Consider the following 24,348-nt stretch of genomic DNA (forward strand, 5'->3'; position numbering starts at 1 on the left):
TCTTAGTGGCGGGAGCAGGACTCGAACCTGCGACCTTTGGGTTATGAGCCCAACGAGCTACCACTGCTCCATCCCGCGATATTTCTGTTTTGCGAGTGCAAAGTTAGCTGTTTTTTCCATTCGATGCAAATTTATGCACGTGAAAAAATGTTAATTATTCAGTAATACTCAGCTATCTTATTATCAATCTGAGTTTTGAATCATTCGCATCAATATGCCACACCCACAAATATCAGCACAAAGCGAGCAAATACGCCCTACGCATTGTTATAATAATCCAACCGTATAATAAAACATCCATACATCAATTATGAAGAAGCTACTACTGACGGCAGCACTCACAGCCGCCACCATTGCCGGCGCAAGCGCCCAAAGCACCATCTTCAACAACCCCGACAATGAGGCATACTTCGGCATACGAGCCATGTATAACCTAAAGTGTCCCGGCGACATGAAATTCGACAACGTAGGCAAAATCGGTCTGCTCGGCAAGGGCTCAGGCGTAGGTGTCGGCTTAATATACAATGTGCCGATGGTTGCCAATCTCTATATCGAGCCGGGTCTCACCCTCTATTACAACACCGAGTCAATAAAAGCGATGGGCAGCATGGTAGACACCGATGGAGCCCTGTTCGACGTGGAGCATGCATCCATGCGCAAATTCGGATTCAGAGTGCCATTGATGTTTGGCTACCACTTCGACTTCACTCCCGACATAAAGGTAAGCGTATTTACCGGCCCGGAACTTGACGTAGGATTCTCCAACGACCAATATATGACCGTAAGCGTAGCCAACCAGGAACTGCATGCAGCCCCGTCGGCCTACGGCGATAATGCAATCATATCGATGCATCGCTGCAACTGCAACTGGAAATTCGGTGCAGGCCTATCCTATGACCACTACTATCTCGGAGTCGGCGGTGGAATCGGCATACTCAACATGAGCGATATAAAGTACTCTACCCTTTACGAAAACTATTTCGAGGTATCTCTCGGATACAATTTCTGACAGCACTCCCAGCGACATAACCAAATATTCATGTATCTATACGAACCAAACCCCGATTGCGCATGCACAACATACGCAATCGGGGTTACAATATATATTATTCTATAGATGCTCAGAGCATGCTTAAAATGCAAGCACAGGACGCAGATTATTGCTGCCGCCCTTACTGGTCTGCATCACCAAACCATTGCTGAACTGCACGCTATGGGCCTGGGTAACGGAATATTCCGTACTCGACCAATATACTCCCGACAATGACACTGCGCCGGATATTTGCGCAAGCCGTTCATTTATAAGCACAGCATTTGCTGTGTCAGGCACATCTCCATAGCCAAGATCGCCGATATTCTCGCCCAAATCGCCGGAACATAGCAACGACACTTCTTTGACCGACGGAACATACCATCCACTCGTGGAAACAGGAGCCTCAGCGCCGGTAGCTACCGCAGACAGTTCCGACCCGACGAGCACCTCATAATCCCAGCCATACTCATCATTGAAAGCATCTATGCCGCAGGTGTTGTTGTAGCCCATTATCTGATTGAAAACACTGTTAAGAGCCTCCGATCTGGTGGCAATCGACACATAATCGGTATTTTCCTCAATCCATTCGCCGACCGACATCCCCACCTCATCATCGAAGTCGGAATAGTAATCCTGCCATTCACATTTTTTCTGTTTAAGACCGACAACGAGACCATGCACACACTCAGGGTGCGCAGCACGCAGCGCGGCATCGTGTTCGGTAGGGTCGCCAATATAAAACACTACGCCGATTGGCGTTTTCGAAACATCGAGGGTGGTCGACCATGTGCCGTCGGAATAGAAAAAGTCGCCAGGCTTGGCCTTGTTCTCACCTTCGGCGAGCGAAATAGACGCAATCTGCGACAAATCCAACGACGAATCATAACTCTCCCCTATAGACCACGATGTGTTGTCGGCATTGGCCGAAAACGAAACACTGCCAGACACCTCGACCGGCGCACCCACCTTGGGAGTAACTACAAACTGGGCTTCTGCCAAAATATACGAAGCCATGACAGCCAGCGATAACAATACAGTCTTTTTCATGACTTTATCTTTTAATGAATTTAACAGAGCTCTCACAGACACTAAGCACATAGATGCCACCAGACAGAGCGGAAACATCCACCGTTTCTGAATCGTTGGCAATTACAGCCGAAATATAGATACGTCCCGACATGTCACACACAGTAAACTGACGCCCCCTGCAGCCCATAAGCGTAACTGTCGACGACACAGCATCGGGAAGAATGCCAACTTCAGTTGCGCTTACTTCAGTGATACCAGATGAAGATGGGTCGTAGGAAAACGTGACTGAAGTGACTCCGCTCACAGCCTCTCCGACTGTGCGAATTACAGAAAATGTCATGGCATTATCCGCGACAACAAGCATACCTACATGTTCCATCGGAATACGCATTCCTGCATCAGTGACCATAAGCCAACCCGAATCGCCTCGCGCCACAGCCGTCGATGTAATCAGCAGCGCGCACATTGCAAAAAACTTTTTCATAAATATATTATAGTATTTCTTCCATTGCAAATATACAAACATTAGCCCTAAATCATAGCATTTACTTAACTAAAACTTTATTTTTGTTAAAAAGCGCTTGCTCTACGAGTGTTTTTCCACAAATTTCTTTCACATTCGGCTGCAAAACACTATCTTTGCTCGATTTTACATCACAACCAAGGGGCTGACTGGCTTTGACAGCGTGTAGAGGTGGTGTGTAAGCATGCAGAGCGATGATGCCCACGCTCTTTAATCAGAGACATCAAAAATTTAAATGGCGAAAACAACTACGCTCTCGCTGCCTAATTGAAGTATAGTAGATTAGCTTTATCCCCGCAACAGTTGCGGAGGACGAGACATCGCCCGATTGTCCTTTTTCCGAGACGGATCGACATGGCGGTGCAGTTAAATCGGGAATAGGCGATGGCCTGCCTTGAGCCGGCGCTGAAATCTTAAAGGCTAAGGCTGCGATTGGTGGTCGCGATCCTGTCACAGCCCTACAACCAAGTCGCGAATAAGCATGTAGAAAGCTCATTAGTTCCACGTTTGGACGAGGGTTCAATCCCCTCCAGCTCCACTTAGCGGGTCGGACAGATTCCGGCCAACAAAAGTCTAAACAAGACTAAACCGCAGAATTTCAATCAATTCTGCGGTTTTTTCGTGCCTAAAAATATCTATTCAGGACAGATGTCGGACAGAAAAAAGACCGTTACGGACGCTCATTCGTTACATACTCGTTACACGAAATCCCGGTATGGGCTTGTGTAACGAATGTGTAACTAAAACGCCCGTAATTGACCGATGTTCAATTGCTTACAAAAGGCTAACTCGGACGCAACCCGGAAAATCACGGTCAATATCGGACAATTCCGGACGATCTTGAAACGATGGTATAGTCACAAAGGAATCCAGTCTGTTATTTCACTTCAATTCTTTCCTTTTCCGAATGGTTTTCAAGGCGAATTTCGGCAATGTCCGCTATTCGTCCGCTATTGGCCAAGGTGTGTCTAAGCAAAATCTTGTTTAACAGGTTTTGATTGTAGAAGGCACAAAAAACCTTCTGCCAAGACCACAAAATCCATCGGAAAAAATGAAAAAGAACACATTCAAAGTCCTGTTCTATCTCCGTGGGAACCATGTCAACAAGGATGGCACCTCTGCCATTATGATAAGGATTTCCATAGATGGAGAAATTGAACAGCTAACATCCAAACTTTATGTAGATCCTAAAGTTTGGGACACCAAAAGAGGACGTGCCAATGGCAGGTCTGCCAAGATTCTCGAACTGAACGGCAGACTTCAGGACATAGATGTATCTAACATTTGAAAAGGGACCCGGATAGCATTTGAAAAGGGGACCACCCGGGATGGGGATGCAAAGATAATTATATTTGTTGAGTCATCATTTCCTGAGTTTCTTTCATGCGGTATGTATCTAACATTTGAAAAGGGACCCGGATAGCATTTGAAAAGGGGACCACCCGGGATGGGGATGCAAAGATAATTATATTTGTTGAGTCATCATTTCCTGAGTTTCTTTCATGCGGTATGATTTGCCTGTCATGTTAAGCAGTATAGCCTTGTGGGTCAGGCGGTCTACCATTGCGGTGACCAGTACTTTGTCGTCAATAATCTCGTTCCAGCGGTTGAAGGCGAGATTGGTTGTGACGACGGTCGTCTTCTTGTCGGTGCGGAGGGAGAGATGGTTAAAGAGCATCTCTGCGCCGGCCTTGTCGCAGGAGACGTATCCGAACTCATCACAGATGACCATGTCGTATCTCTCGAACTTGTTTTCCAGCGACCGGAGTGTCAAAGCGTTGCGGCACTCGCGTATCTGCGTGAGCAGTCTTGGCACGGATGTGAACAGCACCGAGTGTCCGGCATTACATGCGGCGATACCGAGAGCTGTCGCCAGATGAGTCTTGCCTGTTCCGGGATTGCCGTATAGAATGAGGTTGCGTCCGTTTTTGATGAAGTCGAGTGTCTCGAGTGTCGGGAGCGCTTTCCGGGCATCGGCGGGCAGAGCGTCGGTGTCGATTTCGTTAAGATAGCGAAGTTGCGGGAACCCTGCGTTTTTGATGCGGTGACGGCGCTGGTTTTCAGAGCGGTTCTCTTTTTCGCGCCGGAGCAGTTCGGCTGTAAACCGCCATAGGTTCCATTGTTCGTCGGCGCTCTGCTGTATAAGCAGGTCGATGTCGCGCCGCACAAGCGGGAGTTTAAGGTCGAAAGCGCATGAGCGAATGAGCTCCCGAAGTCCGTCACGGTCTGTTTCATGTATGTCTGTCATTGTCATTCAGTGTATTGGTTGTTTTTTGGGGGGGTATTCAGTCTGCCTGCGATGCGCGGGTATATTCCATAAATGATGAAAGCATGTCAAGGGTATGGCTTGCCGAACTTTCTATTTCAGCCTGTTGCGGGTCGGGAACGTTCGTTGCCGCGATATCGGCGGTTGACTGCATATGTCCTTCCGCCGAGATCATCTGAGCCTGTATCTGTTCAGATGAGAGGCGCTGGAGCCCGCGGGACGAAAGACTTGTGGCGGCACGGACGATGTCAGTGTATGCCAGATTGTTGTCGCGGGTGAACACAAGCAGTTCTATGAAGCTTCGCGGAGACTCGCGGAAGTGTTCGCGGTAAAGCGCCGCCACCGACGGATGTACCTGTTGCAGAGCCACAGACCGCCCCAGAGCGGCCGGTTTGCGCAGGAATGTACCCAGATAATGCATCAGGTCGATGACCCAGTCGCCGGAGCGTCGGCTTCGGGCATGATTGGCCACCTTGTCGCGTCCGTAAAGCACCACGATGCGCTCGGAATACAGCTTTACCGCCACCTGCGAGCCCACCAGACGGTCGGGCACAGAGTAGTGCACTCCGTCAACGGTTATCGTTGAATACTTTCCGACGCGGTACAGCCGCTGCTCGAAGCAGCCGATGTCACCGTGGTCCAACGGACGTAGCGCCGCCAGATCGGCCTGTATGCGCAGGCGTTTTTCTTCCGCCGACATGTTGGACGCCTCTGTGTTGAGCCTGTCGCAGACTGCCGCCAGATGCGTCTGCGCGGCATCCAGGGAGTCAAACCGGACCTCGAACGAGAATGCACGACGCCGGATATATTCCACCGAACGTTCCACCTTGCCTTTTTCCCATCCCGAGCGAGGGTTGCAGAAATGGGGTGTGAAACAGTAGTGTACCTCCATGCGCAGCAGCGCATCCGTGTGCTCGCGGTCGCGCCCGAGGAACTTCTTTACGGCGGTACGCATGTTGTCATAGGCCATCACGCGCGGGGTGCCCCCCAACTCCCGGAAGCAGTTGCGGTGGGCTTCCATAAGAGCCAGGGTATCTTCGCGCGAAAACAGATATGCCTTGCGCATATTGCTGTGGTCGAGGGTGAATACCGCCATGTGAAGGCGAGTCCTGACTCCACCGATCCACAGGGTAAGCACGCCCCAGTCGAACTCGCAACGGAATCCAGGCTCATAGTCCTGACGGATATATGCCTTTGCAGGCTTTTCTTGCGACTTCGGCGCTGCCTCCAGCGCACGGACATACTGACATACTGTGGAATAGGCGATACGCACGCCATCGTCCTGAAGACGTCGCCACATATCGAGCTTGCGCATCTGCTGCTTGTGCAATCCGGCAGCGACGTTCTCCCGGTTGCGGGCGATAAAACCATCGATGCGACGGCGGACATCATCGGTCACAACACGCCTGACGCGTCCGCTGCTGTCATACTTCGGCCTGGTCAGCAGATAATCGTCAACCTCCCGCTCTGTCGGTGACGGGCCGGCCTCTCTCTCGAACTCGCGCAGATACTTGCGCACGGTCTTGCGGCTCATGCCGTTGCGGCGCGCTATCTCGCGGATGCTCATCCCCTCGCGGCGATGAGACAGAATAATGGATGTTTTTTCCTCCATGTGTAGCATTTTGTGGAATCGTTGATGTCGTTCTTTCTAATCAACGATATCCGGTTGAACTTACCCATGGGGTGGGTCCCTTTTCAATTGCTCTACCCGGGTCCCTTTTCAAATGTTAGATGCAGTTGAAAAGCTTTGCTCCGATTGAAATCTCCCCTAAAGATCGCGATGGATTCATGACACAACTTAAATCTATCAATCCCAATATAGAAATATTATGCTGAGCAATCGAGTAAAACGGAATATATGGTTGACGCTGACTATCATGTCATGATTGATCGTGATTGACCGAGCAGTTCGCATTGTGGATGGCTCGGTTGAATGGTGGAACCTTTTATCCTCCATCATCATAACAGCACTATGCGCAAGGTTCTACAACTCATAACGATGTCCTGTTTTTGACCGACTTTTTCCGACTTACGTCCGAGTTAGGTTCTCGTAACCCATTGATACTATGTTTTATGCAGCACTAATCGTTACCCAACCGTTACCATTTTGGATTTTAAAAAAAGTGGGAACGAGTTGGTAACGAATGGCTGTCCGTAGCGGTCTTTTTTCTGTCCGATGACGGTCCTGAGTCGTCATTTTAGGCACGAAAAAAACGCAGAATTGATTGAAATTCTGCGTTTTAGTCTTGTTTAGACTTTTGTTGGCCGGAACCTTTAGCTCGCTGCAACTCGATTGCAGCAATCTGTCCGACCCGCTAAGTGGAGCTGGAGGGACTTGTTCCTGACGCTCCAAATATAGCTATATCAATTAGTTATAATTGACGAAATTTTAATAGTAACGAGTTAGTAACGAATGTTGGCACTGCTGCGCACACTGTTCTTCTTGCTCTGATTTGGACGCTTCCAAACCCTATTACAAAATTAGTGAATATTTGGCACTATTCCAACCTTAAAGGTTCATTTTAAGAAATTTAACCACAATAGTTAAATCTACGTTAAGCCGACTATTCTAACGTGGGCAATATGCTTTCGGGGTGTTCAAGCTCATCAACCAATACATCAACAGTAGTGCATGGCTTGTGACTTTTGTAATCAAAAGAGTGTTCAAAGAATTTACGCAATTTCTGTGCGTTTATCTTTGCCTGATTCTCATTGCCGATTGCTTGGAGCAAAGCATATATTCCAGGGTCATTCTTCGTGTATTTGAAATTCGCATATCCGTCATGTTTACGGATCTCGTTTTCGAGTTTGGTTATGTAGTCTGCACGGGAGATTGCGGCATCAAGATAGACAAAATGCAACAGATACCACAGCTCAAACGCCTCGTTAGTCCACGCCGGATAAATCCCTTTTCTTGATGCAAGCTGAATGGCTTCATTGAAATCATTAAAGTCGTCTTTGTCAAACACTACCCAAACGCGGTCGAAAGGTAGTTGCCTTTGGCGTTCAAGCTGTGTCTTGATGTCGGCAGCACGTTTTACCAGTGCGCAGGTTGAACGACCTTCGCCTACAATTTCTTCGGAACGTACCTCTGAATAGCGGTCTTTAACAAGCTCCTTGAAATAATTAGGTTCGGTGCGTTCTCCCTCGCAGACTACAAGGAAACGCACAATCTTATCTCTCGTGGCAATTTTACGCTTTTTGGCGGCCTTTGCCTCGCGCTTCTCCCTTTTGAGTTGCTCGATTTTTGATTTTGGCGGCTGTCCCATATTCTCAACTCATAAAAGGTATTGCACCGTATCGTCCATTGATATAATCCTTTTCAATATTGCGGTCATTGCGCACCTTGTTTCCGGCATCATCACGGAATTCAACCAGTGAATACAATTCAGTTGAATCGGTTTTATCCTTTTCGGTAAACCAGATCTGATCGCGGCGCAGATATTGGAGATTGAGCAGATTTGTGTCGTGTGTCGCAAAGATAAGTTGCGCTCCGTTGCGGTTAATCTCCCTGTCCATGAACAGCCCGATGATTTTGCGTGTAAGGAACGGGTGGAGTTTTGCATCAAGCTCGTCAACCACAAGGATTTTACCTGAAAGAATTGCATCGACAAGTGGTCCTGCAATTTCAATCATCTTCTTTGTGCCTTCTGATTCCATCTTGTCGGTGGAGAAAGTCCGGACACCTACCATTGTCCCGTCTGCATCATAAAGATTATGGACACTTTCTGCCTTCATCTTCATAGCAACTGAATCATCCAACTCTATATCCAGTTCATTGAATCCTAAGTTTGTTTCAGTGAAAAGTTGTTTGATCTCGGTTGCTCCTTGCTGGTTCAGGAACAACATTTCCAATGTTTTGCCGGCATATTCTTTTCCGTCCATTCCGGAAATATACTCGATGCTCGAAAACCAATCAAGAATTGATTGCGACAGTTTTCCGTTAAGTTGTGCCACGAGCGACACGAACAAACGGTTTGAAGGCGTAGCATCTTGTTTGCCGTTACCTTCTGCAAAACGTGTCTTGGAGATTTTGAACTCATTTCCGCTTCTCAAAAACAGTTCAAATTCTCTTTCGCCCACACGCTTTTCATAAAGCCATTCGGCAAGGATTTCATTGGCGGTATAATCAAAGCCATATCTGAATTTGGAGCCGTTCAGAGTGAACTGAATTTCAAAGGATGTGGGTTGTTCCGCCGATGTGAGGTCAAGGCAGAATGGTTCTGCATCAAGTTTATCCTTAGGATTGAGTTTGACCGAGTTGAGAAGCACATCACGCATAGCTTTCAATGCTTTCAACACATTGCTTTTACCGCTTGAGTTTGCCCCGTACATCACGGCGACAGGGAGCAATTCCTCATCACAAGACTTTACTACGGCTTCGGACAGCTCCTGAATTGAAGCAGCCTCCATGCTTAAAGTCATTTCATCTCTGAATGATCTGAAATTTTTGAATGTAAAGTTGACTAACATACTCTATCGTGATTTTCTGCAAAGATAACAATAAAATTTCATCCAGAGTTTGTTATGTGAGAAAAATTCTCAAATATTTAATTCTGCCGGCTATTTATGGGGTATCGGAAAGAGTTACGGCGGCGGGAGTTGTCGCCGTATAGCCGTCAAAAGACAACGGGCTGCGCCTGATGTCCATTGACCGCTGTACGGCTATGGGCAAAGGCTGAAATTCGGTTCTCTTGCATCTAACATTTGAAAAGGGACCCAGGTAGAGCAATTGAAAAGGGACCCACCCCATGGGTAAGTTCAACCGGATATCGTTGATTAGAAAGAACGACATCAACGATTCCACAAAATGCTACACATGGAGGAAAAAACATCCATTATTCTGTCTCATCGCCGCGAGGGGATGAGCATCCGCGAGATAGCGCGCCGCAACGGCATGAGCCGCAAGACCGTGCGCAAGTATCTGCGCGAGTTCGAGAGAGAGGCCGGCCCGTCACCGACAGAGCGGGAGGTTGACGATTATCTGCTGACCAGGCCGAAGTATGACAGCAGCGGACGCGTCAGGCGTGTTGTGACCGATGATGTCCGCCGTCGCATCGATGGTTTTATCGCCCGCAACCGGGAGAACGTCGCTGCCGGATTGCACAAGCAGCAGATGCGCAAGCTCGATATGTGGCGACGTCTTCAGGACGATGGCGTGCGTATCGCCTATTCCACAGTATGTCAGTATGTCCGTGCGCTGGAGGCAGCGCCGAAGTCGCAAGAAAAGCCTGCAAAGGCATATATCCGTCAGGACTATGAGCCTGGATTCCGTTGCGAGTTCGACTGGGGCGTGCTTACCCTGTGGATCGGTGGAGTCAGGACTCGCCTTCACATGGCGGTATTCACCCTCGACCACAGCAATATGCGCAAGGCATATCTGTTTTCGCGCGAAGATACCCTGGCTCTTATGGAAGCCCACCGCAACTGCTTCCGGGAGTTGGGGGGCACCCCGCGCGTGATGGCCTATGACAACATGCGTACCGCCGTAAAGAAGTTCCTCGGGCGCGACCGCGAGCACACGGATGCGCTGCTGCGCATGGAGGTACACTACTGTTTCACACCCCATTTCTGCAACCCTCGCTCGGGATGGGAAAAAGGCAAGGTGGAACGTTCGGTGGAATATATCCGGCGTCGTGCATTCTCGTTCGAGGTCCGGTTTGACTCCCTGGATGCCGCGCAGACGCATCTGGCGGCAGTCTGCGACAGGCTCAACACAGAGGCGTCCAACATGTCGGCGGAAGAAAAACGCCTGCGCATACAGGCCGATCTGGCGGCGCTACGTCCGTTGGACCACGGTGACATCGGCTGCTTCGAGCAGCGGCTGTACCGCGTCGGAAAGTATTCAACGATAACCGTTGACGGAGTGCACTACTCTGTGCCCGACCGTCTGGTGGGCTCGCAGGTGGCGGTAAAGCTGTATTCCGAGCGCATCGTGGTGCTTTACGGACGCGACAAGGTGGCCAATCATGCCCGAAGCCGACGCTCCGGCGACTGGGTCATCGACCTGATGCATTATCTGGGTACATTCCTGCGCAAACCGGCCGCTCTGGGGCGGTCTGTGGCTCTGCAACAGGTACATCCGTCGGTGGCGGCGCTTTACCGCGAACACTTCCGCGAGTCTCCGCGAAGCTTCATAGAACTGCTTGTGTTCACCCGCGACAACAATCTGGCATACACTGACATCGTCCGTGCCGCCACAAGTCTTTCGTCCCGCGGGCTCCAGCGCCTCTCATCTGAACAGATACAGGCTCAGATGATCTCGGCGGAAGGACATATGCAGTCAACCGCCGATATCGCGGCAACGAACGTTCCCGACCCGCAACAGGCTGAAATAGAAAGTTCGGCAAGCCATACCCTTGACATGCTTTCATCATTTATGGAATATACCCGCGCATCGCAGGCAGACTGAATACCCCCCCAAAAAACAACCAATACACTGAATGACAATGACAGACATACATGAAACAGACCGTGACGGACTTCGGGAGCTCATTCGCTCATGCGCTTTCGACCTTAAACTCCCGCTTGTGCGGCGCGACATCGACCTGCTTATACAGCAGAGCGCCGACGAACAATGGAACCTATGGCGGTTTACAGCCGAACTGCTCCGGCGCGAAAAAGAGAACCGCTCTGAAAACCAGCGCCGTCACCGCATCAAAAACGCAGGGTTCCCGCAACTTCGCTATCTTAACGAAATCGACACCGACGCTCTGCCCGCCGATGCCCGGAAAGCGCTCCCGACACTCGAGACACTCGACTTCATCAAAAACGGACGCAACCTCATTCTATACGGCAATCCCGGAACAGGCAAGACTCATCTGGCGACAGCTCTCGGTATCGCCGCATGTAATGCCGGACACTCGGTGCTGTTCACATCCGTGCCAAGACTGCTCACGCAGATACGCGAGTGCCGCAACGCTTTGACACTCCGGTCGCTGGAAAACAAGTTCGAGAGATACGACATGGTCATCTGTGATGAGTTCGGATACGTCTCCTGCGACAAGGCCGGCGCAGAGATGCTCTTTAACCATCTCTCCCTCCGCACCGACAAGAAGACGACCGTCGTCACAACCAATCTCGCCTTCAACCGCTGGAACGAGATTATTGACGACAAAGTACTGGTCACCGCAATGGTAGACCGCCTGACCCACAAGGCTATACTGCTTAACATGACAGGCAAATCATACCGCATGAAAGAAACTCAGGAAATGATGACAATGATTCGGTAAAATTTGAGGTTGTTCAGCCTTGGCTAAGCCGCTAACTGAGCCAATCGATGATTTATTTTCTGAATTATTTTGAGATGCGGAGATTTTCCGCAAGTCGAAATAATTGTTGAGGCGAGATAAGATTCAAACATAAGCCGCTTGAACTGCGCTACCGAAAGATCCGGATAATCCTTCCTTATGACCTCTTTGCAGACATTGAGGGCTGTGAAGGAAAGATTGAACGCAAAGTCAAGCCGGGCTTTGTCGCGGGTCTGCTGTGACTGAAGTCCGGTGAACTGCTTGGCATCGCGTATGCCGAACTCAATCTGAAAGCGGGTGCGGTAGAAACCGATGATCTTTTCAGGCCTCATGTCGGTGTCGGTAGAGAAGTAAAGAAGAGACTCTCCGTTTTCAACCGGACAGACCACGATACGGATGTCGCGTTTCAATGCCCTCGAATGTACGACCGCCGTGTGACATCGGGTTTTGTTTCCTTTGGAATCCTCATATATGAATGAAGTGAACACGGACATATCAAGGTTGGAGAAATCCACTTTCTCTCCATACTTTTTCTTTCTGCCGCGTCTTCGCGGGGCGGAGGAATCCGGTATGGCCAGATACCTCAGATATGAATTGGCACGTAATCTCCCGACAAATCGGAATCCCATGCCAATCACTTCATTTACAAACTCATATTTGGAGAAAAATGCATCTGCGACCAGAATATCCGTCAGTGAAAGCAGCTCAGTAGCCTTTGACCTGACAAGTGCCACATACCAGTCAAGCATTGACATTTGTTTCTCGGATTCAAGAGTCCTGAAGTCCGGTGACTGGACAGCACCGAGCATCACGCATGTATGTTTACTCAGACTTATTGCTCCAATTGCCATTATCTCCAGACCGCGTTTCACACGTTGTGCCACCCCTGACCAGAAACGGCCTATGCCATACGTCAGTCTGCCTGCTTTTGAAATGAACGACGGATCGATTGCCACTGCCATGTCATCGGTCGGTCCAAAACAATCCTGCGCCATACCTATGTTGACTTTCATCCAGTCTACGGATGTCTTGAAATTGGAGGCAAAGGTCTTGGCTGTACGACCGCCATAGCGCGACAGCCGGGTAAAATTGACTTTGCCCGGAATCAACGCTACAGTGCGTATTGTTAAAATCAGCCAGTTGAGGAACCTTTTGCTCATCTTGGTTGTAGTATTTTCAAATACCGACTTACACCGAAAGGTGAAGTCTTTGAGAATCGCCAATACGTTCATACGCTAAGTTTTTTATAATGAACGATTTGGCGATTCATTTGTATTTGATAATTCGTTATATTAACTTAAGTTTCAACTACTTCGGTAATTTTTACCGAATCATTGTGATGACTCAACAAATATAATTATCTTTGCATCCCCATCCCGGGTGGTCCCCTTTTCAAATGCTATCCGGGTCCCTTTTCAAATGTTAGATACAGGTAGAGTTGAGTGCCCACTGCATTTGGGGAGTGGTGAGCGGGCGAAGTCGCCCACTCATTTCCACTATATGCTGTTGCTTTTTATTGCGAGGTTTCATAATCTTTTGGGGGTGTTTAGAGTTCATCAAATAGGTTGGGGATAGTGTCAATCTCTGCTTCGGCTTTGGGAGCGGTGGCGGTCGGCTTGGGTTGAGCCTTCGGCTGAGATTGTCTGCGGAGTTCTCGGAGTTGTTCCTGCTTGAACTGCTCCATAGCCTGCTCTTTGAGCGTGGCTTTGTCTTCCTCGGTGAGTTGGTCTTTGGAGATTACCACCTTGCAGTTGATGGGTTTGCCGATTTCCTCTGCGGTACAATCGCCATCCCAATAATGGGTCGCAAGCGAAAATACCTCATCGTTGGTCATTACGCTGACACCCTGACGTTTGACTTCGTTCAGTATGAACTGACAGCACTCGGAAAGGGACTTAGATGGGTCTGCATAGCGGATAGCAAACAGATTGTCGCTCTCTGCACGGCTATCGAGATATTTGCGGATAGCCTCGATAAAATTCTCAGATGATTTCATAGTCGTATATTTTAGAAAGTTAATACCCAATAAATTATCAGTATTGCGGTTATGAGGGATATTACCCAGCCCGCACCTCGGATTACAGGTCTGACTATCGCCCACACCAGAGTTCCGATTATTGCTCCGATGATGATTGCCACCACCTTTGCAACCTTTTTTATTTGGTTGAACCTGAGGCTTTGAGCTTCGCTTTGACCTTTTATGTGGCTGTTTGTTTTCATCGTTGCGACTTTTTTTTATTTGTATATCACCATCGGTTTTCGCTTGCTTGACACCTCAAAGGCGTGTGGTGAGCAGAGGGGATGTTCGCCTTTGACGGAAAAATACAAGCCGCAGGTCTGGAGATTTTTCAGTCAAAAGGTATCAGAATATCCCCGGCACCACACGTTCCCCAATGGCAAGCAAGTTGAAAATCGTTGTTGATTAGACAATAACAGGAGCCACGACTCCGGCACGGTGAAAACATACAGCTACATAATCTCTCGGAAATCTTATTGAAAGTAATTTCTCAATAATAATCTTAATAGAAATGGAACTGAGCGACATGACCAGCATAGTCTGCGAAGGACAGCCGACGAAGGAAGACTGTTCTCCGCAGTCTATGCCGAGTGTCGCAGTGTCAAAGCGGCAAGTGAGGGAACGGTCGTAAAAATCCTTATTCAGCAACGGCGAAAAAGGACACGGATGAACGGCATAAAGTCTCAGAGGTACAAGCAGCGTCTCCGATGCTTACCTCGGAGGCGTTGACGTTTATCGGTGTTCCGCCGTTGCCAATAGGCGCGATGCGGTCGTAAGGTGTCAGTGGCTCGTCCACCGTCACCTTACGACCGCATCACTCCGCCAACACGGCAGTCCGCTCGACCTCTTGCCGGTCGCCGTATCTCATGCAGCCATTCACAAGTAAATTCCTCTTTGTTGAAAAAATGTTCGGTTTCGTGTACAGAAAACCGAACATTTTTATTACCTTTGCAATTGAAATATAAAACGATAAGACATGACTGCAGCTCAACAGATAGAGGATAAGGTCAATCTAATTGTCGATGGAACTGTTTTCTCCATCGAAGACCTCGGACTTCCAGCCGAATGGTGGGAAAATATCCGGGTCAAATTGTCACGCATGGTCGGCAAAGGGATGATTCAGAAACTATCAAAAGGCAGGTTCTACAAACCTGAGAAGTCTGTTTTTGGAACGTTGAAACCGAATTTGCAAGAGATTGTCAAAGATCTCATTTATGATAGAGACGGCAAACCAATAGGTTATCTAACCGGATATTCAATTTGGAATGATATGGCGTTGACTACACAGGTCGCGAGTGTGATAATGTTAGGCACCAATAAGAGGCATAATGCCATAAAAAGAGGCATATATTTGATTCGCTTCGTGCACCAGCCTAACGCAATTTCCAAAGACAATATCTACCTTTTACAGATTCTCGATACGATTAAGTTTATAAAAAAAATTCCGGATACCGGGATTGCCCGCTCCATAACGGCGTTGAAATCATCTATCGGACAATTGCCGGAGAATGATATTAAGAAAATTATCAGATTATCGGATAAATACCAGCCCCGTGTGAAAGCCATTCTCGGTGCAATTCTTGATGATTTAGGATATGGTAGCCATACCATTGTTCTTCGTGACGCGCTTAATCCAGGAACTAAATATAAAATAGGGTTGGGAAATGCCACTGAATTACTCAGCAAAGATAAATGGAATATTGAATGAAACTACATGACAACAAGCGGTCATTTCGAGAGGCAATAGAATTGACAGCGCAAGACCTTGAGATATATCCTGAATTTGTCGAGAAAGATTACTGGATATGCCAGATATTACAGAATCTATCGCGAAATCCTGCGGCGGAAAGGACCGTGTGGAAAGGAGGAACTTCGCTTTCAAAGGCATACGGATTAATCGCAAGGTTCTCCTCAGATGTTGACTTCGCTATATTGGGCGAGGGGCTGAGCCAGAACCAGCAGAAAAAGTTCGTGGCAAGGATAGGACATGAGTCCACCGCAGGCATGGAGGAAGTTGAAAAGCCCGATACTGTCAAGAACAACCGCTTCCGTAAGACGTATCATATCTACAAGTCAGTTCTGGATGGCATCAATAGAGGATCGTCCAATGTAATGAGCAATCAGGTGATTGTAGAGATCAACACCTACGGTAATCCATATCCATACGAAAGAAGGGAAATCAAACCCTTTATAACAGAAATGATGGAACGCCGGGGGCTTAACGATATGATTGCCGATCTTGACATGAAACCCTTCGTCTTGAATGTGCTTGACAAACGGCGTACTCTCTGTGAAAAAGTGGTATCACTTTTGAGATTCTCCTTTGAAGATGACCCGACGGCAGGCCTCATCTCTAAGATACGACATTTCTACGATCTGTATTTTCTCCTCGGTGATGAGGAATGCGGCGATTATGTTGTCGGAGATTTGAAACAGAATCTCGTTGAACTTATCGAGCATGACAAGAAAGAGTTTGACCGTCCTCCGAAATGGCGCGACGCTCCCATTCTGTCTTCGCCTCTGATTGTTGACTTCGATTCGACATGGAGCAAGATAAGCGATGTATATAAATCTGAACTTTCGGTTTTGTCATATCGGACAATCCCCGGACCGAATGAGATTGCAGACTCAATGAAAGAACTCATCAAAGTTGTTGTCGATGCAGTTCGATAAAGGCAGTCATAATATCATCCTGACAAGTTTAACAATGCTTAAATCGAACCCTCACACTTGCGAAGGTGACTGAATTTTAGTATATTTGCATTTGAAATCCACACTTGTGGCCACGGCGAGAGAGCTGTCGGAAAAAGAAAGAAAAGATTTGTTACATACTCGTTACACAAGGAAATTGAGCGAATGTAACTGATTGAAATAACTGCATTTGGAGTGCAAGGAACAAGTCCCTCCAGCTCCACTTGACGGGTCGGACAGATTCCGGCCAACAAGAGTCTAAACAAGACTAAACCACAGAATATCAATGTATTCTGCGGTTTTTTAGTGCCTAAAAATGACGACTCAGGACCGTCATCGGACAGAAAAAAGACCGCTACGGACAGCCATTCGTTACCAACTCGTTACCACTTTTTTTAAAATCCAAAATGGTAACGGTTGGGTAACGATTAGTGCTGCATAAAACATAGTATCAATGGGTTACGAGAACCTAACTCGGACATAAGTCGGAAAAAGGCGGTCAAAAACAGGACATCGGTATGAGTATTTCCAAATCCCTATTTTACCATTTTTCTGATTACCGAGAACAACGATAATTCCATCATTCATAACGAGGTGTTCGATACCGATTTGGTTAATGTCCGACATTAGTCTGACATTGGCCAAAGTCGGTCTAAGCAAACTAAAAGTTAAACTCGTTATCATGTCAAACCACGGCGAAACCGGGTTTATGATAACCACCAAATCCTCGTTAGATGAAAAAGAACACATTCAAAGTTCTATTTTACATCCGCGTCATCAAGAAGATTCTTGCAGACAGAGGCTATCGCGGAGATTTGATTGAACTTGTGAGAAATACCTTTGGCATGAACGTGGAAATCACTTTGTCTGGTTCTTCTGACGGGAAGTTTATCCCGGCAAAGGGCAGATGGGTTGCGGAGCGCTCTATCTCATGGCTTGACAACTTCCGACGTTTATGCAGAAATTATGAGGATACATTGGAGGTCGCACGACAGATGGTCATCATAGCAGGTGTGGCAATGCTCTTGAACAGGCTTACAGCAAATTAACAATCGTTATGAAACACCCTCTAAACTCCACAAGAATATTCACATCTTCTTTGGATATACCTCTTCCTGCCACAATATTTGAGAATATCCATCCGGCTAACACTCCCAACCTTGGGGATAATATGAGTCAGTGTTTCAAACTCGTTCATTTCATCTACGTTCTATATAGGGATATTCAGTTAATGGCTTGATTTTTCAAGCTGAAAATGGAGCGTGGTCGCCCTATGGCGGTGCTGTTTTGATTATGAGGGCAAATTTTCAATTCTCGGCGCATAAAATATGACATTTCGGACAGATAGGAATACACTGATTCGCCTCCGATATGTTTCGGAGGTGAGGTGACAGTATGATTTTTCACGCTCGCTGTTTCTTCTTTTCTTCGATGGCGAGTTGTCGAGCGGCAAGCGTTGCGGCATTTGCCATGTGGATGCCGAAAAAGAGCAGCAGCGTCTCGCTGCGGGAGTTGCGTGCAGCAATCCGGCTGACACCGTAGTGCTGTTTCTGGTTTCCGAAGCTGCCCTCCATGGCGGTAGAGCGCAGTGTCCCGATTATTCGTCGGGCTGTGCTTATGTCGGTGTTTTCATCCTTTGGCTTCGGGCCTTTGCGGACAAAACATGTCGTTATGCCGTTTTCGGTACAGTACCGCCGGTTGTCGTTGTTGGCATAGATGGTGCCAGCTCCGACTTTGGCGACTTTGACTCCGGTCAATTCCTGTTGATATTCAATACACTTCTGTAATCTCACGCCCTCGTTGAAGGCTTCGAAGGAATGATGCTCGATGAGTGATATTCCATCAATCTGGATGTTGTTGACCTTGGCTCCGAACTCCACTCGCTTGTTCTCCTTGCCTCTGACGATGGGCCGGATGTACGGACGGTCTATGCTGACGATGCGTTTCTTCACCTCCTTTTTCTGAGCAAGCGCTCTCTGCTGTCGATACACCTCTTTAAGAGCGAAGAGACGCTTGCTTTGCTCGGCGGTGAGCGCGATGTCAACGGTGTGTATCTTGCAGATTCGGTTCCATTGCCCTATCTGTTTGGAAAGCAGGCCGAGCAATCGACGGCGGAGTGTGACAGTGGCCGCCCTGCTGTGTTTGCGATGCTTGGCATAGGTGAGTCTGGCGCGGTCAATATCACGATCCTTGTTGCGCGGCAGCCGCTCCTCCTGCGCCTTACAGGTCTTTGCAATTAGAGATTGAAGCCACTCGCAGCATTCCCACAACAGTTTTACATCTGTCGGGAACCGCAGATGGCTCTCGTAGCAGGTGGCATCGGTCAGACACAAATCCTTGTTTCTCAGCGAGCCGCCCCATTTGCCATACAGGATTTTCTGCAGTTCTCTGATGTCCAGAACTCCGGCTATGCGCTGACGGATAGCAATGACTATCTTGCCGTTCTTTATGGGCTTGGCGGGATCTATGAGCACCCCGCAGAACATCTGCATGTGTATGTTGCCGTTGAGCATCTCGATCAGGCCGTCATCCGATTGTCCGGTATATGGTTTGAGGAACATCAGCGCAACCTCTCCCTCCGGCGGGAACATCGGCGTGTTGCCTTGAGGATGCGTTTTGGGAAAATGCGAGCGGATTTTCTCTGCCAGCTCCTTCAATGGCAGTTGCGCATGGATGCGCCCGAGCTCGCTTACGGCAAAACTCTCGCGATATTTTTGCATAAAATCGAACTCGGTAAACGGCAACGTGGCCGTAATCTCAGATATTTTTCGTAACTTCACGAACATTTATTTTTAAGAATTACCCCCGAATAAGCCCGTGATGGGTTCATCGGGGGTTCTTTGTAAAGTTACAAAATATCTATAACTCTGCCAAATAATCAGTTAGCCATTAACTGAATATCCCTATATAAGTGTATAACGCTTCCAATCTCATAATGGTGCATTAATGCCCCCAAGAAAAGTCCATTATGGCACAAATCCTTCGGTGAAACTCAAAAACACCTTCAAAGACAAATAAAATCACTCAACGATAAGGGATTATCAAAGATAAATTAGTAATTTTGCAATTGAATATGGGGCAACCCATATCCAAGACATAGATAATCAGAAGCGTTATGCTCATCTTGTAAGTGAAAACGTAGGAACTTTTCATTCGGTGCAAGAGATAGCATAGTGGTTCTCACGCATATAGCGTGGGCTGCTATTGTTACATCTGCACTAATGGTTTCCTACGACCTTCACTTAGACGTGGCATAGTTGGCTCACGTTTCTGCATTATAAATCAATCTCTCTATTGAGCCATACGAGAAAGGAAAAAGCATGAAGCAAATAACTACAATTATTCTGTTCATTGCCTTGATGTTCTTTTCAAGTTGCAATAAGGATGAGCCAAAGTTTTCATCATCTGAAATTCAAAGAGCACTTTTTGAAATGAAAGGCACATATCATGGCGAAATGAGTGTTTCCTACTATCATGGGGAAACAATATCTGAAGGTAATGCGTGCAAAGCTGTTTCAAAGGATTCCTTGACAATCGACATGGATTTGTCTTTAATGGCACAGTCTATTACAGATGAAACGATTGCATCCCGACTTCGTGACATCGGAACAGTTCAGGTCAAAGCCGCTTATGAATTTTATCAAATGGACGAGCAAATGTATCATTTTGTGTTGCTCCCCAAGGATGTAATTTGTATTGGCGGATATGGTGCTCCCGAAACAGTTAGAATCGTTTTTGATCAAATTTTTGGCGGCAGTGCCGATTACTTTCATCATAGCATAATGTTCAACCTGTCTCCGAAAGAGCTATGGTTCGGAGATAAAAAATATGAACCATTCCAACAGCTCGTATATCATTTTGGAGGAAATTATGAATAACAAATACCATACCCATATGAAATCACACTTTCTTAAGATTCAATTCATCTTAATCGTCTCTCTCTTAATGTGTGCCTGCACTGACGATAATGAAGAAGGGAAAAAAGTAACTGATTATAGCGAATACACAATCACGGTAGCTCCTATGAAACTCCCAGGTGTTTTAACATCGAGTGGCAATAATATACTTGCTGATGTATATGCTGTAAAAGACGAGAACTCCACCGAGTGGGAGGCTCATGGCGAGATTGCCAAGTTTGAATACGAAGAAGGATATGAATACCAAATACGTATCAGTGAGACGAGCTACTTGGATTATCGCATGGGCGACCCGGCTTGGACTGAATACGAGCTATTGGAAGTTATATCGAAAGAACACAAGAACTCTGAGAATTTGCCTCCTCATTTCATCCCGAATTGGTATTTTGAAAAACATTGTTCGTATATTAATCCGGAATTTGCCTATGCCATTGACGCTGATAAAAAGGAGGACATTGAGAACGACCTTAAAACCGATGTCGCATATAAGTTTGGAGGTTCATGCTGTTATATGTGTAATGCCGACAAATGGTTTCTGTTGGATTCTGATATGCAGACAAAGGAGCATGGCATTGTGATTAGGAAAAGTAAGGATCCAACGGAATTCCCTGAATCATACAAACTCCTCATGCCGGAACAACAGATAGTTGCATTTGGTCAATATGATTTTGTGACTGTGCCGGAAGAACCCATTATGCAATATGATGTGATGATTAGCCGACAGTTTCCAACCAAATCCATTAGTCGAGAAACATATATACTATGGCTATATAAAGACATCACGGCTTACTATCAGAGCAAATATCCAGATTCCAACATAAATGCAGTCGTGATTCGCTATGTAGTGTCGAATCCATGATAATAAAGAATTTTACGCATCATGGGGCTAAACAAGCATTATGATTATACTGATAATTTCAGTGAGATAGTCCATAGCACACGACCGATAGGTGCAGAAGAATTGGCTGACAGATTCTTCCGCGCACCGCAGTGGATTATTACCTTAATGAAGTGCCGTAATACAATGGTAAAACCCTTTGGTCTTAAGGGAGAGAAGAAATTATCGGATTTAATCAAAATCGAATCCGAAAATGTGGCCTCATTAAATAAAATCGACAAACATCTTGATTACGAGGTTATGCTGATAACTGAAAATCTCGGAAACGGCAATCAACGCATATCGGTCAGTACAAAGGTCTGCCTGCATAACTGGCTGGGGAAATTATATTTCGCTGTAATAAAACCGTTTCATAGATTAATCTGTAAGACATTGATAAAACGAGTTCGTAGGAATTTAGAATTATCATAAAGCCTGTCCTCGCCCTCTCTCAATTTTCCAATCATACCGACCTTCCGCGACATCGCCAATCTCATTGAGTGTGTGGCGATGTTTTATTTCATCAAAGGGCTGTCGGTGTTCCGCATAGTCACAGAGCCATGCACCTATTGCTTTCTTCTGCTCGGTGGTCTCGCCGTAGCTCTGCATGACGCTCTTGATGTCGGCAGCTTCATCGTTAGAGAAGATTGATTTGTGTGGCTCAGTGGCGAAATGGATAATAGCATTAATGGCTCGCCGGAACACCTCGCTTGCCTTATAGAGAATATCAGCAATGATATTCAGAATGTGTCCGATATGATTGCGCAATGCGCGCATCCTTAATCCCTATCCCCCTTTGCCACCATCCACAACCCAACGCGTCAGCGCACAGCCCTCGACGCATCCGCATGCCATTAACTCCTATTCCCCTTTCGGCCCCCTCCACAACTCCCTCGTCAGCGCGTAGCCCCTTTTGGGGCGTCAACAACGTTAGCCCCACCCAAGAGCATGCCTGGCGTAGCCCGGCGACTTTACACCAACCCACCCACCAACATCACCATAACCCGCCGCCTCGGCTCGCACCCCTTACCGGAGTGTTAAATATCCATAATCGGCTTGCGATAATCTTGATTTCATGCTATCTTGCAAAAATTATCGATGGGAGCCATGGAAATCACTTACAAATCGAAATCCATGGAAACGCCTATCTATCTCACCAATCTGTCGAAAGTCCGCGTATGAATCCCTACATTAAATCCATCCTCGCCACCGCAATTGCCGCATCGGCGGCACTGACACCCGCCAACGCCGAGCAACTGAAAATCACGGTCGACTCAGCGCGACATGTGGTCATAATCCCCGCCGTGGAGGGTGGAGCCGACGTGGCCGTGGCCATAGTCGACGGTCGTATATCGTCGCCCGACACCACAGTCACCATTGCATCACAGCTGCTGATGCAGAACGACCTGCACGGACATGTCGAGGATGCGGCATGGTATCTGCGTGCTCCACGCCGTGAGGCCGACCCTGCAGCCGACGCCCTGATGCTGACTCAGGGATGGACACGCTACGACATGCCGGCGGCAATTCGCGGCGAAATCAACGACTCACTCCCCTACCCGCTGGAAATCGGAGCCCAGCTCGACGGAGTAATCCGCTCGAAATGGCGCGGAAAGCCACTGGCAGGAGTCACGGCCAACGTACTCGCACCGCGCATGGCCGACGGTGCATCGGCCATGACCGACTCCCTCGGGCGATTCCACATCACCGGAATCGAATGGCCCGACTCTACATTCTTTGTAATCAGTGCCATGAACTCAAAGGGGAAACTCGAAGAAAACATTCACCCCGACTTCGATTCATTCCCAACTATAGATATTCTCCCCGAATCGCAGTCAATAGCCGAATCTTTTGCCGTTCTCGACGAAGACCCTGACCTATGGGACAACTACGTGGCCCGACTCAACTCATCTCCGCAGGGAATGCAAATCTCACTACGCGAAGTCGTGGTCCGCGCCACCAAAAAGCGCGAGGGAGCCAACGCCATCGACTATCTTGCCTCCGTCTATATACGCCCCGACAATAATAAAGATATCCGTTCATATGAGGAGGCCGTCACTCACATCCCCGGTGTAAACGTGATAAATGACAGATTGTTACACCACCAAACACCTGTTGACGTATGTGTTGACGGTCGATATCTAGGGTGCTCCCCTCCTAATGATAGCGGTGGTAGCAATGTATTCTCCGGAGGCTTGATGAGATTGCATGAATATTCCCGGGCTCTTGCACACCGCGCTTTGGATAACAGCGATATGTACGACACAGGGTTGCTTACCAATCAATTGAGGCTTGTAGACCTTGAGGAGATGTATCCGTTTGAGCACAATGTATCAGTAGCATACTTCCCTCCGTATCTATCAATGTTTTTTACGAAAGGGGCAAGCCGTGCAGGCTCAACATATATGCACAGTGGGGGTGTACTTAATATCACTACTAAAAATCCCGGAAAGATTCAGAATAAACTTTCCCCGGAATACCGCATCATAATGCCCCTCGGCTACCAAAAGCGCAAAAAATTCTACACCCCTGCGTACACTCCAGAGGGTATTCCTGAGGACGAGACCGGCGCCACCCTACAATGGCTACCGGCTATCGACCTAACGCAATCGGTAGAGCTCCCTATCCCCGTCAACATCTCCCCTTCCGAAATCACTGTATCCATCGAGGGTATCACATCGCAAGGCTCGGTAATCTCCAATTAGCATAATAGTCGCCGTGCTACGCCCGACGACTATCCCATAT

Annotated in this window: 21 protein-coding genes, 1 tRNA gene, 1 other RNA gene and 1 pseudogene; 12 read left to right on the forward strand and 12 right to left on the reverse strand. The window is 47.6% G+C overall.

Annotation, left to right across the window (positions count from 1 at the left end):
- Window positions 1–6: 6 nt before the first annotated feature.
- Window positions 7–78: transfer RNA gene (locus ADH68_RS00715), tRNA-Met, on the reverse strand.
- Between the two features lie 232 nt (window positions 79–310).
- Between ADH68_RS00715 and ADH68_RS00720 the strand changes: the two genes are divergently transcribed.
- Window positions 311–1,009 carry an outer membrane beta-barrel protein gene (locus ADH68_RS00720; protein WP_068960221.1) on the forward strand — a complete coding sequence of 233 codons (699 nt, stop codon included), beginning with the start codon at window positions 311–313 and terminating at the stop codon, window positions 1,007–1,009.
- 123 nt (window positions 1,010–1,132) lie between these two features.
- Here the strand turns inward: ADH68_RS00720 and ADH68_RS00725 are convergent, their stop codons facing one another.
- Together ADH68_RS00725 and ADH68_RS00730 are read right to left on the reverse strand one after the other, a co-directional pair.
- Window positions 1,133–2,080: an Lcl C-terminal domain-containing protein gene (locus tag ADH68_RS00725; protein WP_068960220.1), complete on the reverse strand. Its 948-nt coding sequence runs from the start codon at window positions 2,078–2,080 to the stop codon at window positions 1,133–1,135.
- 4 nt (window positions 2,081–2,084) lie between these two features.
- Window positions 2,085–2,546 carry a T9SS type A sorting domain-containing protein gene (locus ADH68_RS00730; protein WP_068960219.1) on the reverse strand — a complete coding sequence of 154 codons (462 nt, stop codon included), beginning with the start codon at window positions 2,544–2,546 and terminating at the stop codon, window positions 2,085–2,087.
- Between the two features lie 180 nt (window positions 2,547–2,726).
- Between ADH68_RS00730 and ssrA the strand changes: the two genes are divergently transcribed.
- Window positions 2,727–3,126: a transfer-messenger RNA gene (gene ssrA / locus ADH68_RS00735) on the forward strand.
- A gap of 510 nt (window positions 3,127–3,636) precedes the next feature.
- The gene (locus ADH68_RS00740; protein WP_068960218.1) at window positions 3,637–3,873 is read left to right on the forward strand and encodes an Arm DNA-binding domain-containing protein; all 237 of its coding nucleotides are present in this window, start codon (window positions 3,637–3,639) and stop codon (window positions 3,871–3,873) included.
- A gap of 177 nt (window positions 3,874–4,050) precedes the next feature.
- Here ADH68_RS00740 and istB (ADH68_RS00745) read toward each other — a convergent pair whose 3' ends face one another.
- The 4 genes from istB (ADH68_RS00745) to ADH68_RS00760 form a co-directional block, all read right to left on the reverse strand.
- Complete coding sequence (istB, locus tag ADH68_RS00745; protein WP_068961956.1) at window positions 4,051–4,833, reverse strand: IS21-like element helper ATPase IstB; 783 nt, start codon at window positions 4,831–4,833, stop codon at window positions 4,051–4,053.
- Window positions 4,834–4,870: 37 nt separating this feature from the next.
- Window positions 4,871–6,472, reverse strand: coding sequence for an IS21 family transposase (gene istA / locus ADH68_RS00750; protein ID WP_068959738.1), 1,602 nt, complete (start codon window positions 6,470–6,472; stop codon window positions 4,871–4,873).
- Window positions 6,473–7,415: 943 nt separating this feature from the next.
- Window positions 7,416–8,120 carry an RloB family protein gene (locus ADH68_RS00755; RefSeq protein ID WP_068960217.1) on the reverse strand — a complete coding sequence of 235 codons (705 nt, stop codon included), beginning with the start codon at window positions 8,118–8,120 and terminating at the stop codon, window positions 7,416–7,418.
- A gap of 4 nt (window positions 8,121–8,124) precedes the next feature.
- A complete protein-coding gene (locus ADH68_RS00760; RefSeq protein ID WP_068960216.1) occupies window positions 8,125–9,324 on the reverse strand; it encodes an AAA family ATPase in 1,200 nt (399 codons plus the stop codon).
- Window positions 9,325–9,661: 337 nt separating this feature from the next.
- Between ADH68_RS00760 and istA (ADH68_RS00765) the strand changes: the two genes are divergently transcribed.
- Both istA (ADH68_RS00765) and istB (ADH68_RS00770) read left to right on the forward strand, forming a co-directional pair.
- Window positions 9,662–11,263 (forward strand): IS21 family transposase, encoded by a 1,602-nt coding sequence (gene istA / locus ADH68_RS00765; protein WP_068959738.1) that lies wholly within the window; start codon window positions 9,662–9,664, stop codon window positions 11,261–11,263.
- A gap of 37 nt (window positions 11,264–11,300) precedes the next feature.
- Window positions 11,301–12,083 carry an IS21-like element helper ATPase IstB gene (gene istB, locus ADH68_RS00770; RefSeq protein ID WP_068962006.1) on the forward strand — a complete coding sequence of 261 codons (783 nt, stop codon included), beginning with the start codon at window positions 11,301–11,303 and terminating at the stop codon, window positions 12,081–12,083.
- A 23-nt stretch (window positions 12,084–12,106) separates the two neighbouring features.
- Here istB (ADH68_RS00770) and ADH68_RS00775 read toward each other — a convergent pair whose 3' ends face one another.
- The 3 genes from ADH68_RS00775 to ADH68_RS00785 all read right to left on the reverse strand — a co-directional run bounded on the left by ADH68_RS00775 (window position 12,107) and on the right by ADH68_RS00785 (window position 14,321).
- Window positions 12,107–13,333, reverse strand: a complete 1,227-nt coding sequence (locus tag ADH68_RS00775; protein ID WP_068960215.1) for a transposase — start codon at window positions 13,331–13,333, stop codon at window positions 12,107–12,109.
- 314 nt (window positions 13,334–13,647) lie between these two features.
- Entirely contained in the window at window positions 13,648–14,097 is a 450-nt protein-coding gene (locus ADH68_RS00780; RefSeq protein WP_068960214.1) for a PcfK-like family protein, read from the reverse strand.
- A gap of 11 nt (window positions 14,098–14,108) precedes the next feature.
- Window positions 14,109–14,321, reverse strand: coding sequence for a hypothetical protein (locus ADH68_RS00785; protein WP_068960213.1), 213 nt, complete (start codon window positions 14,319–14,321; stop codon window positions 14,109–14,111).
- A 773-nt stretch (window positions 14,322–15,094) separates the two neighbouring features.
- Between ADH68_RS00785 and ADH68_RS00790 the strand changes: the two genes are divergently transcribed.
- The 3 genes from ADH68_RS00790 to ADH68_RS00800 all read left to right on the forward strand — a co-directional run bounded on the left by ADH68_RS00790 (window position 15,095) and on the right by ADH68_RS00800 (window position 17,858).
- The gene (locus ADH68_RS00790; protein WP_068960212.1) at window positions 15,095–15,826 is read left to right on the forward strand and encodes a DUF6088 family protein; all 732 of its coding nucleotides are present in this window, start codon (window positions 15,095–15,097) and stop codon (window positions 15,824–15,826) included.
- Entirely contained in the window at window positions 15,823–16,791 is a 969-nt protein-coding gene (locus ADH68_RS00795) for a nucleotidyl transferase AbiEii/AbiGii toxin family protein (protein ID WP_068960211.1), read from the forward strand. The genes ADH68_RS00790 and ADH68_RS00795 overlap by 4 nt, the downstream gene beginning before the upstream one ends.
- Before the next feature lie 752 nt (window positions 16,792–17,543).
- The gene (locus ADH68_RS00800; protein ID WP_068960210.1) at window positions 17,544–17,858 is read left to right on the forward strand and encodes a transposase; all 315 of its coding nucleotides are present in this window, start codon (window positions 17,544–17,546) and stop codon (window positions 17,856–17,858) included.
- Between the two features lie 354 nt (window positions 17,859–18,212).
- Here the strand turns inward: ADH68_RS00800 and ADH68_RS00805 are convergent, their stop codons facing one another.
- Window positions 18,213–19,595, reverse strand: a complete 1,383-nt coding sequence (locus ADH68_RS00805) for a DDE transposase (RefSeq protein ID WP_088294752.1) — start codon at window positions 19,593–19,595, stop codon at window positions 18,213–18,215.
- A 534-nt stretch (window positions 19,596–20,129) separates the two neighbouring features.
- On the opposite strand from ADH68_RS00805, the gene ADH68_RS00815 reads away from it, so the two are divergent.
- The 3 genes from ADH68_RS00815 to ADH68_RS00825 are packed head-to-tail and all read left to right on the forward strand — an operon-like array spanning window position 20,130 to window position 22,035.
- Entirely contained in the window at window positions 20,130–20,687 is a 558-nt protein-coding gene (locus ADH68_RS00815; protein ID WP_068960208.1) for a DUF4840 domain-containing protein, read from the forward strand.
- A 16-nt stretch (window positions 20,688–20,703) separates the two neighbouring features.
- A complete protein-coding gene (locus ADH68_RS00820; protein ID WP_068962005.1) occupies window positions 20,704–21,585 on the forward strand; it encodes a DUF4377 domain-containing protein in 882 nt (293 codons plus the stop codon).
- Between the two features lie 21 nt (window positions 21,586–21,606).
- Entirely contained in the window at window positions 21,607–22,035 is a 429-nt protein-coding gene (locus tag ADH68_RS00825) for a DUF2867 domain-containing protein (RefSeq protein WP_068960207.1), read from the forward strand.
- On the opposite strand, the pseudogene ADH68_RS00830 reads toward ADH68_RS00825, so the two are convergent.
- Window positions 22,030–22,350, reverse strand: a pseudogene (locus ADH68_RS00830) (mobilization protein); the annotation flags it as partial. The gene ADH68_RS00825 and the pseudogene ADH68_RS00830 sit on opposite strands and share 6 nt — an antisense overlap.
- Window positions 22,351–22,781: 431 nt before the next feature.
- On the opposite strand from ADH68_RS00830, the gene ADH68_RS00835 reads away from it, so the two are divergent.
- Window positions 22,782–24,308 carry a hypothetical protein gene (locus ADH68_RS00835; RefSeq protein ID WP_068960205.1) on the forward strand — a complete coding sequence of 509 codons (1,527 nt, stop codon included), beginning with the start codon at window positions 22,782–22,784 and terminating at the stop codon, window positions 24,306–24,308.
- Window positions 24,309–24,348: the final 40 nt, after the last annotated feature.

Source organism: Muribaculum intestinale (assembly GCF_002201515.1).
Lineage (GTDB): Bacteria > Bacteroidota > Bacteroidia > Bacteroidales > Muribaculaceae > Muribaculum > Muribaculum intestinale.